12 protein-coding genes and 2 tRNA genes are annotated in these 17,217 nt (G+C 72.4%); 12 read left to right on the forward strand and 2 right to left on the reverse strand.

Features of this window, described 5'->3' with window-relative positions; translation table 11 throughout:
* Window positions 1–199: 199 nt before the first annotated feature.
* From ACFWM2_RS33870 to ACFWM2_RS33910, 9 genes are all read left to right on the forward strand, one after another.
* Complete coding sequence (locus ACFWM2_RS33870; protein ID WP_383287921.1) at window positions 200–511, forward strand: hypothetical protein; 312 nt, start codon at window positions 200–202, stop codon at window positions 509–511.
* A 220-nt stretch (window positions 512–731) separates the two neighbouring features.
* On the forward strand, window positions 732–2,027 hold the full coding sequence (locus ACFWM2_RS33875; protein WP_383287923.1) for an acyl-CoA dehydrogenase family protein: 1,296 nt from the start codon (window positions 732–734) through the stop codon (window positions 2,025–2,027).
* Between the two features lie 3 nt (window positions 2,028–2,030).
* Complete coding sequence (locus ACFWM2_RS33880) at window positions 2,031–2,990, forward strand: bifunctional MaoC family dehydratase N-terminal/OB-fold nucleic acid binding domain-containing protein (RefSeq protein ID WP_383287925.1); 960 nt, start codon at window positions 2,031–2,033, stop codon at window positions 2,988–2,990.
* Window position 2,991: 1 nt separating this feature from the next.
* Window positions 2,992–4,620 (forward strand): acyl-CoA dehydrogenase family protein, encoded by a 1,629-nt coding sequence (locus tag ACFWM2_RS33885; RefSeq protein WP_383287927.1) that lies wholly within the window; start codon window positions 2,992–2,994, stop codon window positions 4,618–4,620.
* Window positions 4,617–5,078, forward strand: a complete 462-nt coding sequence (locus ACFWM2_RS33890; protein WP_383287929.1) for a MaoC family dehydratase — start codon at window positions 4,617–4,619, stop codon at window positions 5,076–5,078. The genes ACFWM2_RS33885 and ACFWM2_RS33890 overlap by 4 nt, the downstream gene beginning before the upstream one ends.
* Window positions 5,075–6,241 (forward strand): lipid-transfer protein, encoded by a 1,167-nt coding sequence (locus ACFWM2_RS33895; protein WP_383287931.1) that lies wholly within the window; start codon window positions 5,075–5,077, stop codon window positions 6,239–6,241. The genes ACFWM2_RS33890 and ACFWM2_RS33895 overlap by 4 nt, the downstream gene beginning before the upstream one ends.
* Window positions 6,242–6,437: 196 nt before the next feature.
* A complete protein-coding gene (locus ACFWM2_RS33900) occupies window positions 6,438–7,292 on the forward strand; it encodes a glycoside hydrolase domain-containing protein (RefSeq protein WP_383287933.1) in 855 nt (284 codons plus the stop codon).
* 226 nt (window positions 7,293–7,518) lie between these two features.
* On the forward strand, window positions 7,519–8,073 hold the full coding sequence (locus tag ACFWM2_RS33905) for a SigE family RNA polymerase sigma factor (RefSeq protein ID WP_383287935.1): 555 nt from the start codon (window positions 7,519–7,521) through the stop codon (window positions 8,071–8,073).
* Window positions 8,074–8,285: 212 nt separating this feature from the next.
* A complete protein-coding gene (locus tag ACFWM2_RS33910) occupies window positions 8,286–9,962 on the forward strand; it encodes a long-chain fatty acid--CoA ligase (protein ID WP_383287937.1) in 1,677 nt (558 codons plus the stop codon).
* Window positions 9,963–10,036: 74 nt separating this feature from the next.
* Here the strand turns inward: ACFWM2_RS33910 and ACFWM2_RS33915 are convergent, their stop codons facing one another.
* Both ACFWM2_RS33915 and ACFWM2_RS33920 read right to left on the reverse strand, forming a co-directional pair.
* A complete protein-coding gene (locus ACFWM2_RS33915) occupies window positions 10,037–14,407 on the reverse strand; it encodes a PAS domain-containing protein (protein WP_383287939.1) in 4,371 nt (1,456 codons plus the stop codon).
* Window positions 14,408–14,965: 558 nt separating this feature from the next.
* Complete coding sequence (locus ACFWM2_RS33920) at window positions 14,966–15,499, reverse strand: SSI family serine proteinase inhibitor (protein WP_383287941.1); 534 nt, start codon at window positions 15,497–15,499, stop codon at window positions 14,966–14,968.
* A gap of 158 nt (window positions 15,500–15,657) precedes the next feature.
* On the opposite strand from ACFWM2_RS33920, the gene ACFWM2_RS33925 reads away from it, so the two are divergent.
* The 3 genes from ACFWM2_RS33925 (at window position 15,658) to ACFWM2_RS33935 (ending at window position 17,180) form a co-directional block, all read left to right on the forward strand.
* A tRNA-Ser gene (locus ACFWM2_RS33925) sits at window positions 15,658–15,748 on the forward strand.
* A gap of 229 nt (window positions 15,749–15,977) precedes the next feature.
* A tRNA-Arg gene (locus ACFWM2_RS33930) sits at window positions 15,978–16,050 on the forward strand.
* Window positions 16,051–16,142: 92 nt separating this feature from the next.
* Window positions 16,143–17,180 (forward strand): DUF2797 domain-containing protein, encoded by a 1,038-nt coding sequence (locus ACFWM2_RS33935; RefSeq protein ID WP_383287943.1) that lies wholly within the window; start codon window positions 16,143–16,145, stop codon window positions 17,178–17,180.
* Window positions 17,181–17,217: the final 37 nt, after the last annotated feature.

Genomic DNA, 17,217 nt, shown 5'->3' on the forward strand with positions numbered 1-17,217 from the left:
AGGTCATGAAACGGGTTTATCGACATGTCCTCACGCTTGAGGGCGAATCGCGGCTTCCGGGGTGGTTCGCCGGGGATTCGGTGGGCAACTCTTGATTCGCGACGTCGTGCACAGCAATCGAGGCGGTCGGCCAACTGCCTTGAAACAGCCCGTACTTCCCGGTCACGGCCGGTGTACATCCGGTTCTGGAGGAATTCACATGGCAAGCATCCGTACCGCCCGCGTTCTCGCCGCCGTTGCGGCCCTGCCCCTGGCTGCCGCCCTCTTCTCGGGGGTGGCGACGGCAGACAACGGCGCCTTCGCGGACGACGGATCGAACGCGGCTGTCGCCACCGTCAGCGGCAGCGGGGTCGGACACAACAACAACGGCAACTCGTCCACCACGCAGCAGCAGGCGGTGGGTTCCGGCGCCTCGAACCAGAGCAATACGGCTCAGGTGAACGGCTCCGCGTTCACGGCCATCGACCAGTCGAACGAGACCATCGCCGTCAACTTCACCAACCTCTGGTGAGCCGGGGGCCGATGCGCTCCCATCGGCCCTGAACTCCCTCATGGGGGTGCGTTCCGAGGGTGGTAAGCGTCTGCGCGGCGGCACTTCGGTGTCGTCGCGCAGACGCGTTCCGGGGAGCCGTGAGGCGGTCGATGACCTTGACAGGGCAGGGCATCTGACGGACAGTCAGAAAACCTTGCTCGTACGAGGCCCGAGGCCGAGGCCCTGGAGGATCGCCACCGTGCACCTCGCCCCCACCGAGCGCCAGCAGCGCCTGCGCGCCGAGCTCCGTACGTACTTCCGGGACCTGATGCCCGAGGGGCCGCCGCCCGCCGACGACCCGGCCCGGCAGCGCGCCCTGCTGCGCCGCATCGGCGCCGACGGGCTGCTCGGACTCGGCTGGCCGCAGGAGTACGGCGGTCAAGGCCGCGGCGCCGACGAGCAGTTCATCTTCTTCGACGAGGCGTACCGGGCGGGTGCGCCGGTGTCGATGGTGACGCTGAACACCGTGGGTCCGACGTTGATGAAGTACGGGAGCGAGGAGCAGAAGGCCTGCTTCCTGCCGCGGATTCTGCGCGGTGAGCTCGTCTTCGCGATCGGGTACAGCGAGCCGTCGGCGGGGACGGACCTGGCGGCATTGCGGACACGGGCCGTGCGGGTTGCCGGGGGTTCCGGGGACGCGGGGGGCGCCGGTGATACCGGTGATGTCAGGGACGCTGGGGATGCCGGGGGCGGTGGGGACACCGGGGACGCCAGGGGCGGCGGAGGTGACGGCGGGCTCGCGGGCGGAAGCTTCGGGGACTGGCTGATCGACGGGCAGAAGATCTTCACCTCGAACGCCCAGAACGCCGACTGGATCTGGCTCGCCTGCCGCACCGACCCCGACGCCCCCAAGCATCAGGGCATCTCGATCATCCTCGTGCCCACGGACGCGCCCGGTTTCTCGTGGACCCCGATCGAGACGGTAGGCGGGCAGTTGACGACGGCCACCTACTACGACGGGATCCGCGTCCCCTTCTCCCATCTCGTCGGCGAGGAGAACGGCGGCTGGGGCCTCATCACCAACCAGCTCAATCACGAGCGGGTCGCGCTCGCGGCGATCGGCATGCAGGCCGAGGACTTCTACGCGGCCGCGCTGGAGGCGGTGCGGACACCCGATCCGGTGACTGGCCGGCGCCGGATTGACGAGCCGTGGGTGCGGTCCGGACTGGCCGAGGTGCAGGCCCGGTTGGCGGCATCGCGCCTGCTCAACTGGCATTTGGTGGGGGCTGTCGGGGCGGGCGGACCGGCGCCCGGAGACGCCAGTGGCGTGAAAGTCATGGGAACCGAATCGGCGGTCGCGGTGTACCGAATGTGTCAGCACATCGTGGGAGCGGACGCCCTGGTCCGTTCGGGATCACCGGGGACGTTCGGGGGCGGCGAGCTGGAGCGGATGAACAGGGCGGCACAGATCAACACGTTCGGGGGCGGAGTGAGCGAGGTGCAGCGGGAGATCGTGGCGACGATGCGGCTCGGCATGCGAAGGGGGCGGAGGTGAGCGATGAGTTCCGGTGATGACTTCCTGGCACGCCTGAAGGGATACGAGGGGCGGGCAGCCGCGGTGGCAGGCGTGGGCAAGGACCCGGTCAACGAGCCGATGATCCGGCACTGGTGCGAGGCGATGGACGACGGCAACCCGGCGTACAGGGGACCGGACGCCATAGCTCCGCCGACCATGCTCCAGGCGTGGACGATGGGCGGCCTGTCCGGGCACGAGGGGCGCACGGACGCGTACGACGAGCTGCTCGCCCTGCTCGACGAGGCGGGGTGCACGTCGGTGGTCGCCACGGACTGCGAGCAGGAGTATCTGCGGCCGCTGCGGCCGGGGGACGAGATCACCTTCGACGCGGTCATCGAGTCGGTCTCGGCGCTCAAGACCACCAAGCTCGGCACGGGCCACTTCGTCACGACGCGGATGGACGTCCGCGCGGACGGGGAGCTCGCCGGGACGCATCGATTCCGGATCCTCAAGTACGCGCCCGCGCAGCACAAGCCCGAGGGCCGCCGGCCCCGGCCGGTGATCAATCGGGACAACGCCGCGTTCTGGGAGGGCGTGGGGCGCCACCGGCTGCTGATCCAGCGGTGCGAGGGCTGCGGCACCCTGCGCTTCCCCTGGCTCCCGGGCTGCAATGCCTGCGGCTCCCTGGAGTGGGACTCGGTCGAGGCGAGCGGCGAGGGGACCGTCTATTCGTACGTCGTCATGCACCATCCGCCCTTCCCGGCCTTCGACCCTCCGTACGCGGTCGGTCTGATCGAACTGGCCGAGGGCGTCCGGATCGTGAGCAACGTGGTGGGGGTGCCCTACGACGAGGTCCGCATCGGGATGCCGGTCCGGCTCCGGTTCGAGCGGTACGACGAAGAGCTGGAACTGCCGGTCTTCAGCGCGGACGGCGGCCAGGCAGCCCGCGCGGGCCAGACCGGCCTGGCGGGCAGTGCGGAGCACGAAGGAGGTGCGGGCTGACATGGACTTCACGCCCACGGAGGAGCAGGCCGCGGCGCGCGAGCTGGCGGCACGGATCTTCGGTGACCTCTCGACGCACGAGCGGCTGTCGGCGGCCGGGACGGACAGCGACCCCGAGCTGTGGAAGGCGCTCTGCGCGGCCGGGCTGGTGACCGCCGTGGAGGACATAGGACTCCTCGGCCTGGTCCTTCTGCTGGAGGAGCAGGGGCGGACGACAGCACAGGTGCCCTTCGCGGCGAGCTGTGTGTACGGGCTGCTCGCGGTGTCCGCCCACGGTTCGCCGGAGCAGCGCGAGCGACTCCTGCCGGGCATCGGGGACGGCTCGGTGGTGGTGTGCGGGGCGGTGTCGAGGGCGGAGGGTGTACGGGTTTCTGCGCGGTCGGGGGCGGAGGGCGTACGGGTGCCTGCGCGGTCGGGGGCGGAGGGCGTACGGGTGCCTGCGCGGACGCGCACGCGGTCGGGGGCGGAGGCGGAGGGCGTAGCGGCTTCGATGTGGCGGGGGGCGGAGAGGGAACGAGCCGCGACGTGGTCAGAGGCGGAGGGCGTACGCGGCTCCAGCGGGTCGGCGACGGGGTGGGTGCCACCGGAGACGGAGGGCATACGCGGCTCCAGCGGGCCGGCGGCGGGGTCGGTGCCACCGGAGGCGGGGGCCGGGGCTGGGACGCGACCCGGTCAACCGGGCGGTGAGGGCGGCCTGTTGAGCGGTGTGGCCCCCGTGGTGCCGTGGCTGCGGGACGCCACCCATGTCCTCGTCGCCGACGACCGGCAGCGGCTGTGGCTGGTGCGAACCGCGGACGCGGTGTGCGAGCCGGTGGAGCTGACCGCGCCCTGGGCCGTGGGCCGGCTGACGCTCGACGACACACCGGGCGAGCTGCTGGGCGACGGGGTGGGCGAGCAACTGGGTAACGGGGTGGGTGAGATGCCGGGCGACGGCCGGGTTGAGCGGCCACACGGTGCGGCGCGGGAGCGGCCGGGCGACGGCGTCGGTGACCGGGCGGGCGATGGCGTCGGTGAGCGGCCGGGCGATGGCGTGGGTGAGCGGGCGGGGGAAGGCGTGGGTGAGCGGGCGGGGGAAGGCGTGGGTGAGCGGCCGGGCGAGACCGGCGCGCATCCGGACGCGGGGGCGAGTGCGGGCCCTGGCGCTGACGGGGCCGGGGCGTACCCCGGCGTGGGCGCGTACGCCGACGTGCTGGCCATGGCGCGTACGGCCTTCGCGGGATTGCAGGCCGGAGTCTGCGCCGGATCGCTGGCGAGGGCGGTGCAGCACACCAACACGCGTGAGCAGTTCGGGCGGCCGCTGGCAGCCAGACAGGGAGTCCAACTGCGGGCCGCCGACGCGTACATGGACACGGAAGCGATACGTGTGACGACGTACGAGGCGGCCTGGCGGCGGGACGCGGGGCTGCCGTTCGCCTCGCACGCCCTGACCGCCGCCTGGTGGGCGTCCGAGGCGGGCCACCGGGTCGTGCACACGGGACAGCATCTGCACGGCGGTACGGGCGCCGACGTGGAGCATCCGGTCCACCGGCATTTCCTGTGGGGGCGCCAGCTGGAGGCGTACCTGGGGTGCGGAAGCGAAGTGCTTCAGGAATTGGGGGAGTTGATCGCACATGGGGAGGGGGACGGATGAGGGCCGGTGAGCAGATGCCGCCGCTGGAGATTCCGATCACGCGCACGCTGGTCGTCGCCGGCGCCATCGCCTCGCGTGACTACCAGGACGTGCACCACGACGCGGAGCTGGCGCGACGCAAGGGATCGCCGGACATCTTCATGAACATCCTGACCACGAACGGACTCGTCGGGCGGTACATCACGGATCACTTCGGCCCGAGCGCCGTCCTCCGCAAGGTGGCCATACGGCTGGGAGCGCCCAACTACCCGGGCGACACCATGGTGTTGACGGGCACGGTCGAGGAGGTGGACGGCGACACGGTCACCGTGAAGGTCGTCGGAGCCAACGACATCGGCAGACACGTGACAGGCACCGTGACAGTGACGGTCCCGGACGCCGGAGGTGCGGCGGCGGACAGAGGTGACGCCGTCATCCCTCGGGAGCCGGTCGGCCGGACGCCGGGCGGTGTCTCATGAGCGTGCGGACGAGAGACAGCCTCGGCGGCAGGGCCGCGATCGTGGGCATCGGAGCCACGGAGTTCTCCAAGGACTCGGGGCGCAGCGAGCTGCGGCTGGCGGTGGAGGCGGTGCGGGCGGCGCTGGACGACGCGGGGCTGACACCGGCCGACGTGGACGGCATGGTCACGTTCACGATGGACACGAGCCCGGAGATCACCGTCGCCCAGGCGGCCGGCATGGGGGAGCTGTCCTTCTTCTCGCGCATTCACTACGGGGGTGGCGCGGCGTGCGCGACCGTCCAGCAGGCGGCGCTCGCGGTGGCGACGGGAGTGGCCGAGGTCGTCGTCTGCTACCGGGCGTTCAACGAGCGGTCGGGGCGGAGATTCGGCTCCGGGGTGCAGCACCGGGAGCCGTCGGCCGAGGGCGCGGCGCTGGGCTGGGCACTCCCCTACGGTCTGCTGACGCCGGCGTCCTGGGTGGCGATGGCGGCCCAGCGGTATCTGCACGCCTACGGGCTGAGCCCGGAGGTCTTCGGGCACGTCGCCGTGCTCGACCGGAAGTACGCGGCGACGAACCCGGCGGCGTATTTCCATGGCAGACCGATCACCCTCGCCGACCACGCCGCCTCCCGTTGGATCGTCGAGCCGTTGCGCCTGCTGGACTGCTGTCAGGAGACGGACGGCGGTCAGGCGCTGGTCGTGACATCCGTCGAGCGGGCTCGTGATCTGCCGCGCGCCCCGGTGGTGATCACCGCCGCCGCCCAGGGCGCGGGCCGCGCGCAGGAGCAGATGACCAGCTTCTACCGGGACGATCTGACAGGGCTGCCGGAGATGGGAGTGGTGGCACGGCAGTTGTGGCGGACCTCCGGGTTGACGCCGGCGGACATCGACGTGGGGATTCTCTACGACCACTTCACCCCGTTCGTGCTGATGCAGCTGGAGGAGTTCGGGTTCTGCAAGCCGGGCGAGGCGGCGGATCTCGTGGCCGAGGAGCGACTGCCGCTCAACACCCACGGCGGCCAGCTCGGTGAGGCGTATCTGCACGGGATGAACGGCATCGCGGAGGCGGCCCGCCAGCTGCGGGGCACGGCGGCGAACCAGATACCCGGTGTGGACCGCGTTCTCGTCACGGCGGGCACCGGGGTCCCCACATCGGGGCTGATTCTGGGGTCGGACGGCTGAACGGGGCGTGTGGCTGACGCTCGGGCGCCCCGGCTGCTCGTTCACTCGCCCTATGCACTGTCACGGACGTCACCGGAGTCATAGCGGTCACCACCGTCAGCCCCGTCACCAGCGAGGTCCACGGGCCGTCGTCGGACTCGGCCTGGCGCTGCTCCTGCTGTCGCTGACGGCGGTTCCGGCGACAGGAGCGGTCCGAGTGAGCGGACGGGAGCTCGTGAGCTCCGGCCGCGGGTACGCGGCGCGTCCGGCGGTCGGGGGCGTGGTCACCGGGTCCGAGGGAGCGTCCGGCGCCGGGGCCCGTGGGGGCGGCGGCACGGGACAGCCCCGAAGATCGGCGGCGACGGTCTTCAAGGGCCGGGCCTTCGACACCTGCCAGGCGCCGTCGGCCGACACCATGCGCCGCTGGCTGACGTCCCAGTACCGAGCGGTCGGCGTCTACTTCGGTGGCCGCGCCCGGGCCTGCAAGCACCAGACGCACCTCACCCACGGCTGGATGCGGACGGTCAAGCGGCTCGGCTGGAAGGTGCTGCCGCTGTACGTGGGATCGCAGGCGACCTGTGTGTTCAGCCACTCCAAGCGGCCGGTGCGGATCGGAAGCCGGCCCTGGCAGCAGGGGAGGACGGAAGCGCGGGACGCGGTGCGCGCGGCGAAGGTGTACGGCATCCGGGCGGGCAGCCCGCTCTATCTGGACATGGAGGCGTACAACTACCGGAACAAGTCGTGCGCCAAGTCCACGCTCCTCTTTGTCCGGGGGTGGAACCGCGAGGTGCGGGCGCGGGGTTATCTGCCGGGGTTCTACAGCAGCGCCGCGACGGGCGTACGGCACATGGACACGGCCCGGCGGGCGGGGGTGCGGGACCTGCCGTCGGTGATGTGGTTCGCGCGCTGGCGGGTGAAGCCGCGGCTGGCCGGGGAGCCGGCACTCGGGCGCGGTACGTGGTCGGCGCGCAGGATCCACCAGTACGCGGGGGACGTGAAGGAGCGGCACGGGGGGCGTACCCTCCTCATCGACCGCAACCAGATGTACGCCCCGGTGGCGCGCGTCGGCTGACGCGGGCGCGGGGGCGGAGGCATCCGCGGGACTCCTCCGCACCCTCTTGCGGCGCTGCCCAGCTACTGCCGCGGGAGGCCCTCTCAGGGATGAACCCTCAGGGATCCGGCCCCGCTCCTCCACCTTCAGGAGGTGGGGGCAGCCCCACTTCTACAACCTGAGGCGGACATGGCTTCGGGACCTCCGGCCGATCCGCGGGAGTAGGGGGCGCTCCTAGCGTGGAGCCATGACCACACCCGTCTGCACCAGCGCTTCGAACGTAGCGACACGGAGCGTTCCGTACGCGCCGTACCCCTCGTTCGCGTCGTACGTGAAGGCCCGCCAGCCGGTGCTGTTGCGTACCGCGCGCTCGTTGACCGCGAACCCGAGCGACGCCGAGGACCTGTTGCAGACCGCGCTGGCCAAGACGTATGTCGCGTGGGAGCGGATCGAGGACCACCGGGCGCTGGACGGTTACGTACGCCGTGCCCTGCTGAACACGCGGACGTCGCAGTGGCGCAAGCGCAAGGTGGACGAGTTCACGTGCGAAGAGCTGCCGGAGTCGGCGGGCCTGCCCGCCGGGGACCCGGCCGAGCAGCAGGCGCTGCACGACGCGATGTGGCGCGCGATCATGAAGCTGCCGGCGCGGCAGCGGGCGATGGTCGTCCTGCGGTACTACGAGGATCTGAGCGAGGCACAGACGGCCGAGGTGCTCGGCGTCTCCATCGGCACGGTGAAGTCGGCGGTGTCGCGTGCGCTGGGCAAGCTGCGCGAGGACCCTGAGCTGGCCCCGGTTCGCTAGGCGCGCTCGCGGACTCTGCCGGCCCCGACACCTTCGCCGACCCCACCCACCCTGCGCGCCACGCCGACCCGCGCAGCCCGCCGCGGAAACTCCCCCGCGGCCTCCCAGGCAGGCCAACCACGGCTCACGTGACCTGATCGATCACCCGGAACTAGTGACATACCGCGCGGTATGTGCGCAGAATCAGCGCAACCCTTACCACCGCGTAGGCAATGTCGCCCCGGGAGGCCGCCGTGCTGAGCACGATGCAGGATGTACCGCTGCTGATCTCGAGGATCCTGGCCCACGGGTCGCGAGTCCACGGCACATCGCAGGTGACCACCTGGACCGGTGAGGGCGCACCGCAGCGCCGCTCCTATGCCGAGATCGGTGCCCGCACGGCCCAGCTGGCGCACGCGCTGCGCGAGGACCTCGGGATCGCGGACCAGGACCGTGTGGCGACGCTGATGTGGAACAACGCGGAACACGTCGAGGCGTACTTCGCGGTCCCCTCCATGGGGGCGGTCCTGCACACGCTGAACCTCCGGCTGCCCGCGGAGCAGCTCGTGTTCATCGTCCGTCACGCCGCCGACCGCGTGATCATCGCCAACGGCTCGCTGCTCCCGCTGCTCGCGCCGCTCCTCCCCCAGCTGCAGACGGTCGAGCACATCGTCGTCTCGGGCCCCGGTGACCGCTCGCTGCTGTCCGGCGCGACGGCGCAGGTGCACGAGTACGAGGAGCTGATCGCGGGCAAGCCGACGAGCTACGCGTGGCCCGAGCTGGACGAGCGCTCCGCGGCGGCCATGTGTTACACCTCGGGCACCACCGGTGACCCCAAGGGCGTCATCTACTCGCACCGTTCCATCTATCTGCACTCCATGCAGGTCAACATGGCCCAGTCCATGGGGCTGACGGACCAGGACACCACCCTCGTCGTGGTCCCGCAGTTCCATGTGAACGCCTGGGGCCTGCCGCACGCCACGTTCATGACGGGCATCAACATGCTGATGCCGGACCGCTTTCTGCAGCCCGTGCCGATCGCCGAGATGATCGAGAGCGAGCGGCCGACGCATGCCGCGGCCGTCCCCACCATCTGGCAGGGACTGCTCGCCGAACTGCACGCCAAGCCGCGGGACGTCAGCTCCCTCACCCAGGTCACCATCGGCGGTTCGGCCTGCCCGCCCTCGCTCATGGAGGCCTTCGACAAGCTGGGCATGCGGGTCTGTCACGCCTGGGGGATGACGGAGACGTCCCCGCTGGGCACGGTGGCGCGTCCGCCGGCCCATGCCGTCGGAACGGACGAGGAGTTCGCCTACCGCCTCACCCAGGGCCGTTTCCCGGCCGGTGTCGAGGGACGGCTCACCGGCCCCGGTGGCGAGCGGCTCCCCTGGGACGGTGAGTCCGCGGGCGAGCTGGAGGTCCGCGGCCCCTGGATCGCGGGCGCGTACTACGGCGGACAGGGCGCCGAAGTCCTGCGTCCCGCCGACAAGTTCAGCGAGGACGGCTGGCTCAAGACCGGTGACGTCGGCACGATCAGCTCCGACGGCTATCTGACCCTCACCGACCGCGCCAAGGACGTCATCAAGTCGGGCGGCGAGTGGATCTCCTCGGTCGACCTGGAGAACGCCCTCATGGCGCACCCGGATGTGGCCGAGGCCGCCGTGGTCGCCGTCCCCGACGAGAAGTGGGGCGAACGCCCCCTCGCCACGGTCGTGTTGCGAGAGGGCGCCACCGCCGACTTCGCCACGCTCCGCGCCTTCCTCGCGGACGAGGGCAAGATCGCCAAGTGGCAGCTCCCCGAGCGCTGGACGATCATCGAGGCGGTCCCCAAGACGAGCGTGGGCAAGTTCGACAAGAAGGTGCTGCGCAGGCAGTACGCGGAGGGCGAGCTGGACGTCACCCAGCTCTGACGCACCCCCGGACGTCACATGGGTTGGGGCACTGTTTCACGTGAAACAGTGCCCCAACCCACCTATGCGTGACGTCAGTTCGTGCCGATACGTGCCAGCAGATCGACGATCCGGTCCTGCACCTCGGCGCTGGTCGATCGCTCGGCGAGGAACAGGACTGTCTCCCCCGCGGCCAGGCGCGGGAGTTCGGTCTGGTCGACGACGGCGGTGTAGACGACGAGCGGTGTGCGGTTCAACTGGCCGTTCGCGCGCAGCCAGTCGACGATTCCGGCGCGCCGACGCCGTACCTGCATCAGGTCCATCACCACGAGGTTCGGCCGCATCTGCGAGGCCAGCGTGACCGCGTCCTCGTCGGACGCGGCCCGCGCCACCTGCATGCCGCGCCGCTCCAGCGTGGCCGTGAGGGCCAGGGCGATCTCCCCGTGCTCCTCGATGAGCAGCACGCGTGGCGGGTGCTGCTCCGAGTCGCGCGGAGCGAGCGCCTTCAGGAGTACGGCCGGGTCGGCGCCGTATGCCGCCTCGCGCGTCGCCTGGCCGAGTCCTGCCGTCACGAGGACGGGGACCTCGGCGGCGACCGCGGCCTGGCGCAGGGACTGGAGCGCGGTGCGCGTGATCGGTCCGGTCAGCGGGTCCACGAAGAGCGCGGCCGGGAAGGCGGCGATCTGTGCGTCGACCTCCTCGCGCGAGTGCACGATGACGGGCCGGTAGCCGCGGTCGCTCAGGGCCTGCTGAGTCGTCATGTCCGGCGCGGGCCACACCAGCAGCCGCCGCGGATTGTCCAGCGGCTCCGGGGGCAACTCGTCGTCCAGCGGCCGCGGCTGGGGCTGGTCGGCGATCTCGACGGCACCACCGGGGCCGTCGAGCGGCTCGGGACCTTCGTCCGCGTTCCTGTCCGGGGCTCCTATGGCGTACGAGCGTCCGGCGCCCTCGGTGCCACCGGCCAAGCGGGACTGCCCGTTCTGCGGATGCGGGCGGGCGCCGGTCTCCGGGCGGTCGGCGGCGGGTTCGGGACGCGTACCGAGCTTGCGGCGGCGGCCGGAACCGTTCGTCTGGTTCGGGGGAGGAGTCTGCGTCTGGGCCGGGGCTGCGGGCTGGGCCTGCGCCGGTGCCTGTGCGGGAGCCTGCTGGTTCGGCGCGGCCTGGCGGCCGAAGGGCACGCCCTGGCCGAGTGTGCGCACGCTGATCGCGCGACCCTGCGTCGAGTTCGGGTCCACGGGGGCGGCGGCCTCGGCCGGCAACGGCTGGGCTGCGCGGGGCGGGACCGCGCGCTCCGGCGGCAGCGGTGTGCCGGGCGCGGGGGTCTGCCCGGCCTGCCCGGTGGGAACGGGGTGGCCGGCACCGGACGAGTCGTCGGCGGCGGGCCAGGGCTGGGGTGCGATCGGGCCGGGGGCGGCGGCCTGCGCGGGGGCACCGGCGGCGGACGGTTCCGCACCGCTCGGCCACGCCTGGGGCGCGGAGGGCGCAGCCGACTGCTGGGCGCCCGGTGATCCTGCGGGAGTGCCGTACGGCGCGACGGCCTGGGCCGGCGGGACGGGCCGGACGGGTGCGGCCGGGCCGGGGCCACCCGGTGCGGTGACCGGCTGGCCGGCCGTCGCCTGACCCGGGATGTTCTGACCCGGTGCGCCCTGTCCCGCAACGGGCGGAACGGGCTGCCCGGGGGCGGCTGCCGAGCCGAGCGCCCTGCGCGGAGCGGCCTGTCCGGCCGTCCGGCCGACTCCGGTCTGAGCGGTGGCCGGCCGCTGACCCGCCGCGGCCGCCGCGGGCACGGCCTGCCCCGGCTGTCCGGGAACGCCCTGCGCGGGAACCGCCGGTCCGGGGATCCCCTGCGCGGGCGCTCCCTGGACCGGAGCGCCCGGGGCGCCCTGTGCCGGAACGGCCTGTGCGGGTGCGCCCGTCGCGTCCGCCTGCGCGGGAGCCCGGCGGGCACGGCGACGGCCCGTCGGTGCCGACACCGGGTGCGGCTGCGGCGGGGTGTGGTCGTCGGCCGGGTCGTGCGCCATCACGTCGTGACGGCCGTCGTCCACCTGGACGTTGCCCGCGGGGCCCGGCGCCCGGCCGGCGGCCTCGGCCGCCACGTACTCGGGCGAGCGGTCCGCCTCGGCCGGCGGCAGCGCGAACACCGTACGGGCACCCGCCTCCTGGGCCGCGGCACGTTCCGCCGCCGCGGCCAGGGCGCGACGGCGGCGGCCGGTCGGCTGCCCCGCGTCATCGTCCGGGGCATCGCCGTCCGGTGTGCTCGGCGCCGGGGGCAGGGCCGCGGGCAGCGCGTGCTGTTCGGCGTCCCGCCGGGCGCGCCGGCCCGAAGGCACGGGCACGCCCTGCGGCGGCACCGTTCCCCCCAGCCCCGTACCCGCCGCGGCGGTCCCGGCGCCGTGCTCGCCCGCCATGACGACCGCGCCCTCGGCGACGCCCTCGACAGAACTTCCGACAGCGCCTTCGGGCACGCTCTCGACCGCACTCGGTCGGCCCCGGCGCCGCCCGGTACCGCCGGAGGCTCCGCCGCCTCCCGTGTCCTCTGCTCCGGATCCCTCCCCGGGGATCGCCGCGTCCGCGGGCGCCGCCTCCGCCCTACGCCGACGGCGCCGCCCGGTGGGCGCGCCGCCCTCGCCGGAGGGGTCCCCGGCCGGGGACGGTGCGGACTCGGGTGTCGCGGCCTCGCTGTCCAGGAAGGCGTCCACGGAGGACCGCCGGGCCCGTCGCCGGCCGCCCCCGCTCCCCTGCGGTGCGGCCGGCTCGGCCAGCGCGATCTCCGTACCCGGCACATCTCCCGCGGCGACCGCTCCCGCACCACCGCCGAGCGGCACCTCGAGCACATAGGCGCTGCCGCTCATCCCCGGCACCTCGTGGGTCTGCAGCACACCGCCGTGCGCCCGCACGATGCCCCGGACGATCGGCTCGTGCACCGGGTCTCCCCCGGAGTACGGCCCGCGCACCTCGATACGGACGACCTCACCGCGCTGCGCCGCCGCCACGACGACCGTGTTGTCCAGATAACCGCCCGCCGATACGGGCGCGTTGCCGGTCGCGTCGACGCCCGCCACGTCCGCGACGAGATGCGCGAGCGCGGTCGCGAGCCGCTGCGGGTCGACCTCGGCCTCGATGGGCGGCGCGTGGACCGCGAACTGCACCCTCCCGGGGCCGATCAGCTCGACCGCGCCCTCGACTCCCGCCGCGACGACCGCGTCGAGCATCACCTTCGTGCGGGTGACCTGCTCGGTGCCGGCGTCCAGCCGCTGGTAGCCGAGCACGTTGTCGACGAGGGTGGTGATCCGCGAGTAGCCGGCCGCGAGGTGGTGGAGCACCTGGTTGGCCTCGGGCCACAGCTGGCCCGCGTCGTCGGCGGCGAGCTTCGACAGTTCGCCGCGCAGCTGGTCGAGCGGACCGCGCAGGGACTGCCCGAGCACGGCGAGCAGCTGATCGTGCCGCGCGGTCAGTGCCTCGTAGCGGTCCTTCTCGCGCTCGGCGAGCGCCGCGTACCGGTCGTCGCCGGCGGCGAGTTCCTCCTCGTGCTGCTCGCGCAGCTCGGCGAGCTCCTCCGCGTGCTGGGCGCGCAGCCGCTCCAGTTCCCCGGCGTGCTCGTCCGCGATCCGGGAGAGCTCCTCCGCGTGCCGGGCGGCCTCGGTGTCCTTCTCCTCCGCGAGGCTGTCGTACGGCCGTCGGTCGGTGAACGTCATCACGGCGCCCACGAGCTGGTCCCCGTCACGCACCGGCGCGGTCGTCAGGTCGACCGACACCTTGTCCCCGGCCTTGGACCACACGACCTGCCCGCGCACCCGGTGCTTGCGCCCGGAACGCAGGGTGTCGGCGAGCGGCGACTCCTCGTACGCGAAGGGCTCGCCGTCGGCGCGGGAGTGGAGGATGAGCGCGTGCAGGGCCTGACCGCCGAGGTCACTGGCCCGGTATCCCAGTATCTGAGCGGCGGCCGGATTGACGAGAACGACCCGTCCGTCGGTGTCCGTGCCCACCACGCCCTCGGAGGCGGCACGCAGGATCATCTCGGTCTGGCGTTGCGAACGCGCGAGTTCGGCTTCGGTGTCGACGGTGCCGGACAGATCGCGTACGACGAGCATGAGCAGCTCGTCGCCGGTGTAGCCGTAGCCGTCGTAGGCCTGCTGGGGGTTCTCCAGATTCGCACTGGTGACCTCGACCGGGAACTCGGTCCCGTCGGTCCGGCGGGCCACCATCCGGGTCGGCTTGGTCCGCCCGCTCTGGTCCATGGACTCGGGCCGTCGCATCGAGCCGGGGATCAGCCGGGAGTCGAACTGCGGCAGCAGATCGAGCAGCCCCCGGCCCACCAGCGCCGTGCCCGGGGCCTCGAAGGCCTCCAGGGCGATGGTGTTGGCGTTGACGACGGTGCCATTGGCGTTGACCAGTACCAACGCATCGGGCAGCGCGTCCAGTATGGCTGCGAGGCGAGCAGCGCCTCGGGATGGCCTGCTGCTCACGAGACGCTTCCTCCCTGTTACCGCACCTTGCCGACCGCGAGGGCCATCTTGCCAACCTGCTCGCAGCGTGTCACGCGAGGGAGTCTACGGGCAGAGGTTGCGCTCGCGACGCCGGATGAGAGGGAGGTCGCACGCAGAAGAGACGTAGAACCTGTGACCGCGCATTTCGTCCCTCGGACCCATGACTTGGACATGCCGTCACCGTGTCCTGCGCGTGCCTCATCCGTGTCCGGGCTGTGAGACGCGACCGTGAGCGGGGACTCGTCCGACGGCTGTACGGCGCCGGCCGCGCGCCGACGACCGGCCGACCGCCGGGCTCCGACCGAGGGGCTCCTGCGGAGGGCCGGACCGGTCCCAGCCCGAGCCCGAGGCCGAGCCCGAGGCCGAGCCGGAGTCGGATCCCGAGCCGAAGCCGGGGGCAGGACTCCGGCGGAGAGCCGGACGCAGACTCCGACGCAGCGCCGGACGCGGGACTCCGACGCAGGGCCAGATGCAGCGGGCCAGCTCGGCCGCGTCCGTCCGTCCTGGTGGGGACTTCGACGCAGGGCCCGGCAGGGCCTAGCCGCGGACTTCGGGCAACAGCGGCACGAGGGCGTTCCACCGGCCGATCTCGCATCCGTCGCCGCGGTCGTACCTGGCGTCGACGGGACGCCCGGCCCATGTCCCGGTGACATGCGCGGTGGCGGGGCCGCCGTACTGCATGGTGCACATCGACCCCTGCGGTACGGGTGCGAAGGGGTCCTTGCCCCAACGGGTGCCGCTGTCGAGCTTGTCGCAGGCGGCGCGCGCGTCGGGGTGGCTCCCGCCGCCGGGGTGGCAGGTCAGCTCGTACTTCCCGTCGGCCTGGCCGACGTGGCTGACGGTGACGACGAGATGATCGCCGCTCTCCCCGCCCGGGATGGGCAGCGGCATGAGGTGACCGGGCCGCGCGGACGCGAGGGGGCCGCTCTGCGGATCGGACAGCGGAAGGGAGCGCGGAGCGGACTCGGCGCTCGCGACGGAGGGAGCGGCCGCCAGGGCGGTGGCGGTGGCGGAGGCGGCGGCCGCGAGGGCGATCCGGCGCAGGACGACCCGGGACATGACAGGACTCATGACCGGACTAACGCCGTACGACGCGCGTGGTTGCGCGGCAGGACCGGGCTTTGCCCTGCGGCCTGCCTGCCTAGTACCGTGGGGGGCGATTGGTGACACCCCGCTCGGCTGTGTCATCATCTGCACGCACCATTCGCGCTCGCGCGGGTGGTTGTGCTGGAGGCGTCGCCTAGTCCGGTCTATGGCGCCGCACTGCTAATGCGGTTTGGGCCTTCAAGCCCATCGAGGGTTCAAATCCCTCCGCCTCCGCACTCGATACCGAAGCCCCGGTCGTGACGACCGGGGCTTCGGTCGTTCCCGGCTTCCCGTGCCTGCCTCCGACCCCTCCGGGGATCGTCACGCTCTGCTGATGTCCGCAGGTCAGGCCGGGTGCAACAAACGGATTTCGTCTCACGGCGCCAGTCATGTAATGTTGTTCCCGCAACGCCGACCGGGGCCGAAAAGCCCGGAAGGAAGAGCAACACAACAGAACACACAAGCACTCGTAGCTTAACGGATAGAGCATCTGACTACGGATCAGAAGGTTGCAGGTTCGAATCCTGCCGAGTGCACACAGGTTGAAGGCCCCCGGAGAGATCCGGGGGTCTTTTGCGTGGGGCGGGGCGGGCCGGGTTGTCAGTGGGGGCGCCTACGCTCGGGGGGAATGGGACGGGTGTGGAGTTGTTCGGGGTTGCGGTGGTCGGGGGACGGTCCCGTGCTGGTCTGGGGTGGGGGTAGGGGCAGTGCCCTGGCCTGGGGGCAGCGGGTGGCCTTCGGGGTGGCGGAAGGGGGGCGGCGGACTTGTGTGGGGGCGCGGGGGCATGTGTGTCCGCTGGGTGCGGCCGTGGCGGGGCGGAGCAGTGGCGCGCGGTGCGAGGAGTGTGCGCGGCTGGAGCGGGCCCACTCCGTCGCCGCGGACACGATCGCCGATGATCCGCGGCCGTACCACGTATATCTGGCGTGGTTCGGGCCCGGCATGGTGAAGGTCGGGATCACCGGCGTCGAGCGGGGATCCGCGCGGCTGTTGGAGCAGGGGGCCATCACCTTCAGCTGGCTCGGGCGGGGGCCGCTGATGGCCGCTCGGCGGGCGGAGGAGTTGCTGCGGGCCGCGCTCCGGGTGCCCGACCGGATTCCGTACGCCGAGAAGCGGGCGGTGCGGGCCGCGTTGCCGGGAGTCGGGGGTGCGGGTGGGTTGGGCGTCGGGGGTGCGGGAGGTGTGGGGGTCGGCCGTGCGAGGGAGCTGGAGGTCGGCGGCCCGGAAGAGCTGGGGGGCGGTGGTGTGAGGGAGTCCGGAGTTGGCGGTGTGGGAGACGCGGGGGTCGGCGCGCGGGTCGTTGAGATCGCGGAGCTGCATGCCCGGGCCGGGCTGCTCGACGGGTGGCCCGAGTCCCTGGAGCGTGCGCCGTTCCAAGCCGTCGATCACACCGAGGTGTTCGGGCTCGCGGGCCTTGCGCCCGCCGACGGTGTTGTCAGTGAGCTGATCGCCGGCGGTGTCGTGAGTGGGGAGTTGCTCGCCGCCGCCGGTCCCGATCTGCATCTCGCGACCGGTCTTGGGGTCGTCGTACTCGATACGCGGCTGCTGCCCGGGTGGGAGTTGACCGCCGTGACCGCCGCCGACGGGGACGGCCGGGTGACCGTGCCCGTGCGGGAGTCGAGGTCGGGGGCAGGGTCGGCGGGCGGGGTCCAGGACGGGCTCTTCTGAAGGGGACGCGGGGGACGCGGGGGAGGCACGGAGTGAC

Origin of the sequence: Streptomyces sp. NPDC058371 (genome assembly GCF_042723265.1) — a bacterium.
Lineage (GTDB): Bacteria > Actinomycetota > Actinomycetes > Streptomycetales > Streptomycetaceae > Streptomyces.